Consider the following 6,104-nt stretch of genomic DNA (forward strand, 5'->3'; position numbering starts at 1 on the left):
TCCCAGTTACTCTTAAATCCGATTGGGGTACTATTTAACCATCAATGCATTTTCAATGGAACACGTATGGAATTCAAAGGGGAGGATGGTATGAACTCGGAACAACCCTTACAGGGGAAGCGTCTAAAATACACTAAATTTCGCAAAGTGATTGCCATTATCATGGCGGCATTAATACCTGGACTGGGGCATCTATTTTTGGGATTGTTTATTAGGGGGCTTACATTTATTGTATTGCTCCTGTTAGATATTTTTGCGATGCTGTATGTTTCCTCTGACGGCCTAAGGATCAACATCCCGTTGCTTATCTTGCTTGGATTATTTATCCCTGTCTTATATTTTTACAATGTGTATGACGTCTTACAATCAGCGGATTATATGGTTCGTTATCGTCGCAAGCCGGATCGTTATTCACGAATGGATGCCAGAGGTCACCAAAGCAGTCCTTTTTATGCATGGGAGAGAGGCTTGGCTTTTGCTGTACTGCTGGTCGCAGGCGGTGGACTTATGATTCTGTTTCGTATGAAGCCTCGCTGGCTGGGCATTTTTTTTGAGGATTATGGATTCCTGACGCTGGCTATTTTATTAATACTGATTGGTGTATTCATTTTTCTGCGGGAAATTGTCCTGTCCTTTAAGCGGAAAAAATTGAAGGAAAGAGGGTGAGGCTGGCGTGCACCGCAAAATAAGAGTCGGGCGCTACACCTCATCGCTTCTGTTGATGGCTGTAGGTGTTCTGCTTATCGTAGATGTGCTTCAAAATACTGAATATATGCTTCAGCTTCTTGTATGGTGGCCTGTCATTTTCGTGCTTTGGGGATTGGAATATCTTATTTTTTTTGGTGTGTACTACCGCAAAGAGGGCAAGTCTGACAATGGTCGGCGTTTCAGGCCAGATCTGAAAGGGATTATCTCTGCTTTAGTAGTAGCTGCTTCGGTTTTTATCGTGACCCAGCAGAATCATTATATGTACCTGTGGAACCGGGTCAGTCTCAATCTGACGTCAGCCTCCATGGATTTTAGCCAGGCCAAAGAGAATCGATATGATATGGGCGGTGTGCTGGTGCCTGTAACCATGCAGACGTCCGATTTGGTGGTTGAATCGGTTAATGGTGATATAACGCTGATCAGACGACCTGTGTCCAATATAGAGGTGCGTGGGACCCTGTGGGTGGATCAAGCACCTGCTGCCCAAGCGGACAAGATTGCCCAAGCTTCCTCACTGGCTTCCACTGACGGCAAGACCATCCAGATCCGTCCGGAGGTTCAGCCATATGGAGCATCCAGCAAGCGTCAGCCCCGTATGAATATGCTGATTACAGTACCGGAGGATCGGCGCTTCAATATGCAGATCAGAACCTCCAACGGGAATATTACCCTGAACGGTGTAGATGCCATCGACAGCATCCGGCTTGAGAGCGGCAATGGGAATCTCGTAGTCACTGATGCTATCGGTAATGTCAAAGGGTCCACCCTGAATGGTCAGGTCAAATTGCACCGGATTACCGGAGACGTGGATATGCGAACAAACCGTGGCGACATGCAGGCAGGGGATATTGAAGGAGCCGTGTCGCTGTACACGGTGGTAGGCGATATTCAGCTTGCACGCTCAAAAGGGGATATCACAACGGATACGCAGAATGGTGACATCAATGTGCTGGACTCTACAGCCAAGTTGAATGCAAATTCGCTTAATGGTGCAATCAAGGTGAATAGCGAGCAGGTAGGCGGGGATTGGAAAATATACAGCGCCGTCGGTGATATTGCTTTAGATCTTCCGTCGAACGGAGATTTTCAGTTAGAGGGCTCCAGCAGTTATGGCAATCTTCAATCCGAGTTTCCATTTAAAATAGACAGTAAAAGTATTTCAGGCCAAAATGGGACAGGCAAATATGTGATCAACGTAGAGGGGAACAGTAATTTAATGATTAAAAGGTTACTGATACCGACGTTGCCTGGTTTGGATGAGTCCGGAAAACCGATTGTGCCTGGCATATCTGAAGGCTCTCCAGATAGTTCGGAAGCTTCTGTTACTGATACCTCCACAGAGACATCTGATAATACTACGGCGCGTTGACAAGAAACTTCGGTAGACCGTACAATGTGAGTATGTTTAAAATGGGTTGTCAATAGATGGGTTATACATGGATAGAATCGTAAGTAAGGGATAAGGCGGTGGACATATATGGCAGCACACGTCCAGCATGCTTTGGAACTTCTGAAGAAGACAGGTGTACGCATAACACCCCAGCGCCATGCCATATTAAACTATTTGATGGAATCTATGGGGCATCCGACTGCAGATGAAATATATCGAGCACTCGAATCCAAGTTTCCAAGCATGAGTGTGGCTACGGTTTATAATAACTTAAAGATGTTTATAGAAGCGGGTATGGTACATGAGTTGACCTATGGAGATAACGCCAGTCGTTACGATGCTAATGTTTCGGAGCACTATCATATCATTTGCGAAAAATGCGGGAAGATTGAAGATTTCAGTTATCCGTATTTGGCTGATGTGGAAGGCCATGCCGCGTTGGAGACAGGCTTCGAGGTACGTGGACATCGTATGGAGTTATACGGAGTATGCAAAGATTGTAACAACAAACAAATATAGCGAAACAAGGAATATAAGTTTTTTGGTAGGGTGTGTATATATTGTAATAGGTTGGAAACGTGAGGGATTCCCCATAAGCGGGGATTTACCGCGTTTTTTTGTTTAAATCACTTTTTAAAAGTGTTCTCTTAGAATTACGATATCCAGAAATCCAAAGTTTCTATAATGGAGGTTCGATATTGGCCAGAAATCATTCCAGACGCCGCCGTAAGCGTTCACGATTCAAAGGAGCGGCAGGCTTGCTACTGTTCGCAGCGATCATCTGCACTATTACTGTCGTAAGGTATGGTAATCCCTTGCATGAGAAACCCGATTGGCAAGGTAGTGTGCGTCCTATTTTTATCCAGGGCAAGTTAACCGGGTATGAGGCTCAGAGCTCTGGCAAGAATATGCTGATTCCGCTCAAGCTAGTGCAAAATCAAATTGATCCTGCAATTCGATATGAGGATGAGAACCAGACCATCATTTTGGCGACAAGACAAAGCTTGCTCCACATGAACGTTGCGAAGACACAAGGAGAACTGAATGGTAAAGCATATGCCCTGACCGCTGCCCCACAAGTAATTAGCAGTGAGTTGTACATCCCTATACAAGCTGTTCGTGAAGTATACGGTGTGTCCGTTCACGAAGATCCGGTGACTGGTGCAGTCATCCTGATGAAAGCCGGGGATAAAGTCAAACTGGGAAGTGTAGAAAAGAAAGATGGGGAGCAGGATGCTAAAATCGCTTTGCGTAAAGAAGCCTCCAGCCTATCTTTTATTTTGACAGATATATCTCAGCAAACGAAGGTACGTATTTGGTCCAAACAGGGCGATTGGTATTTTGTTCAATTGGATAATGGCTATGCAGGATACGTTAAGGTGGACAATGTTTCTGAAGGGGGAGAGCTTGCGGTGCCTTCAGTTAAGGATGTTTTGTCCATCTCGGAGAAGCATTGGGAGGGCAGACCAGTTAATCTGGCTTGGGAGGCCGTCTATAATCGTAAGCCTAATCCTTCTACATTTAATCCTATGCCCGGGGTCAATGTAGTGAGTCCCACATGGTTCAGTGTCATTGATCAGGAGGGTACTGTAGAAAGCAAGGCTGATCCGGCTTATGTCAGTTGGGCGCATCGCAAAGGGATGGAGGTATGGGGCTTGCTGAGCAACAGCTTTAATCCCGAATTAACAACAGAAGCATTATCTACCTTCGAACGGCGAAAGTCGATTGTGGATCAGATGATTTCATTTGCCCAAGAATATGATCTGGACGGCATTAATATTGATTTTGAAAATGTTCATACGAAGGACGGCCCTAATGTTACCCAATTTTTGCGGGAGCTTAAGCCGATGGCTCGGGAACATGATTTGATGTTGTCCGTTGATGTTACGCCCAAATCTCAAAGTGAGATGTGGTCTGCTTTTTTGGATCGAAAATCATTGGGAAGTATTACAGATTACCTTATGGTAATGGCTTATGATGAACATTGGGCTGCCAGTCCCAAGGCAGGTTCTGTAGCCTCGCTACCGTGGACGGAAGCGTCAATTAAGCGAATCCTTCAGGAGGACGAGGTCCCGCCGCAAAAAGTAGTTTTGGGAATTCCATTATATACCCGTGTATGGTCCGAGACTCCTGAAAAAGGGAAAATTAAGGTTAGCTCCAAATCACTTGGCATGGATTCAGCAGCGGCCATCGTGGAAAAATTTAAGTTAAAGCCTAAATTCAGAGCTTCGGAAGGCCAAAATTATGTGGAGTATACTGAAGACGGTGTGGTCAAAAAGATTTGGCTGGAGGATCGGGTGTCTCTGGAGGCGAGAGTGGAGCTTGCCAAATCCTTGAAACTCGGAGGGATTGGTGTGTGGAATCGGACCTTTGCAGATGAAAACGCATGGGAAACTTTAAAAGAAATAAGTAAATAAGCATAAAAAATTATACAATTGAAGAAGGAAGTTGCTTCTTTATGTAGAAGTGTTCACATATATCCAAATTTAGCGGTTGAGCCGCCTTGCAGGTATGGAGGGAGAAGTGCAGCAAACCAAATTAAGCTTGATGTATGATGAATTGTTGCAGAAAAATTCAATAGGAGTTATTTCGTACAGAAAGCCGGGAGAGTATTTTCACGGAGCGATGTTGTACGATTTTGATGAACTCATTCTAATTATTGGAGAAGGCCAGCAGCCAGCCCGGTTCATACAGCATTTACTTATTGATGGATTAAGATGTCAGGTGCTGTATGCAACACTTGCTTGTCTGAAGGGCTGGATTATCGCTGGTGAACAAGCCAACGTTATAGATTATTTGCTGGAAGGTCGTATCGTTTGGGAGCGGGATGATAGGGTCCGTCTTTTAAGAGAGGAAATTGTCGAATTCAACGATCCGTTGCGGGAGCAGAAGCGATTTCATGAGTTTTCTCGCTTTCTGGTCAATTACGTTCATGGTAAAAAGGCGATGCGAGAAGGTCGAACCATTGACGCGTATCAAAGTGTTTTGAAGGCGTTGGATCATTGGGCCTCAATTGAACTCATTGAGCGGGGAATATATCCGAAGGTACATTTATGGCTTCAGGTACAGCCGTTGGATCGGACGGTCTATAAGTTGTATAACGAGCTCACATTAAGTACGGAAACGTTGGAGCAGCGGATTGAGCTGGTACTGCTTGCTTGCGAATTTTCAGTCATGTCTAAAATGAAAGAGTGTTCTTCCCCGCTATTCCGTATATTAGGGAGCAGACGGGAGCCTTGGTCTATAGATGAACTCATTAATCATCCTGAGCTAAAAAATCTCCAATTGGATCTTACCGTCGTGCTCCGCAAACTGGTGTATCGTTCACTTATTAAAGAATCAGCTGCTGGGAACTTTAGAGATCACGGACATAGTCGTGAACTGCGCTACTCTCTTATTTGATGAATAAGAGCTGATTTTTCAGGAAGAAAGGTCGTCGAGCTGACTTTTCTTCCTTTTTTTATACGGTTAAAGTTGGAGGTGGCTTAAAACCACATATTAATTATTAATTTAGGTTGACGAGTATATAAAATATGTGATAAGTTATAACTCGCCCCATGAAGCAGCATGAATAATTTAGTACTGTTTAAAGCAGGATAAGCGTGTTGCATCAAGCGAAAATTTAAGTGAAAAATAAATTTTAAAAAAGTGCTTGACGAAAAACAGGGTTATGTGTTACATTATTTAAGTCGCCGCTGAGACGCGGTGGTGAAGCAAAGCAAGAACAAAGGCAAGACATAATGCAGGTTTGATCTTTGAAAACTGAACAACGAGTGAGTACGGATTTTGCTTGCAAAATCCACCGCTGAGATTTTGGTACATGCCTTCAGGCTGTATGAAATCGAAGCAAACATTGAGATATTTTATCTCGTCAGATTCAACGTGAGCTAATCGCTCTTTCTATAACCAACCTCGGTTGGTCTTTAATGGAGAGTTTGATCCTGGCTCAGGACGAACGCTGGCGGCGTGCCTAATACATGCAAGTCGAGCGGGATTATGTAGAAGC

General features: G+C 44.3%; 5 protein-coding genes and 1 rRNA gene. All 6 read left to right on the forward strand.

Going from position 1 to position 6,104, the window contains the following annotated elements; translation table 11 throughout:
* The first annotated feature begins 66 nt into the window (after positions 1–66).
* A complete protein-coding gene (locus BAZ21_RS17545; protein WP_068503554.1) occupies positions 67–666 on the forward strand; it encodes a hypothetical protein in 600 nt (199 codons plus the stop codon).
* 7 nt (positions 667–673) lie between these two features.
* Entirely contained in the window at positions 674–2,077 is a 1,404-nt protein-coding gene (locus tag BAZ21_RS17550; protein WP_068503520.1) for a DUF4097 family beta strand repeat-containing protein, read from the forward strand.
* Positions 2,078–2,185: 108 nt separating this feature from the next.
* Positions 2,186–2,617: a peroxide-responsive transcriptional repressor PerR gene (gene perR, locus BAZ21_RS17555; protein WP_068503522.1), complete on the forward strand. Its 432-nt coding sequence runs from the start codon at positions 2,186–2,188 to the stop codon at positions 2,615–2,617.
* A gap of 179 nt (positions 2,618–2,796) precedes the next feature.
* A complete protein-coding gene (locus BAZ21_RS17560) occupies positions 2,797–4,515 on the forward strand; it encodes a glycosyl hydrolase family 18 protein (RefSeq protein ID WP_068503524.1) in 1,719 nt (572 codons plus the stop codon).
* Between the two features lie 106 nt (positions 4,516–4,621).
* A complete protein-coding gene (locus tag BAZ21_RS17565; protein ID WP_068503526.1) occupies positions 4,622–5,500 on the forward strand; it encodes a nucleotidyltransferase-like protein in 879 nt (292 codons plus the stop codon).
* Positions 5,501–6,021: 521 nt separating this feature from the next.
* Positions 6,022–6,104: ribosomal RNA gene (locus BAZ21_RS17570) — 16S ribosomal RNA — on the forward strand; the annotation flags it as partial.

The organism is Paenibacillus kribbensis (genome assembly GCF_001705305.1).
In the GTDB taxonomy this organism is placed as follows: Bacteria; Bacillota; Bacilli; order Paenibacillales; family Paenibacillaceae; genus Paenibacillus; species Paenibacillus kribbensis_B.

Bases quoted from the DNA above. Each gene is read 5' to 3' on its own strand.
- BAZ21_RS17545 (WP_068503554.1), top strand. From the start codon at position 67: ATGGAATTCAAAGGGGAGGATGGTATGAACTCGGAACAACCCTTACAG.
- perR (WP_068503522.1), top strand. From the start codon at position 2,186: ATGGCAGCACACGTCCAGCATGCTTTGGAACTTCTGAAGAAGACAGGT.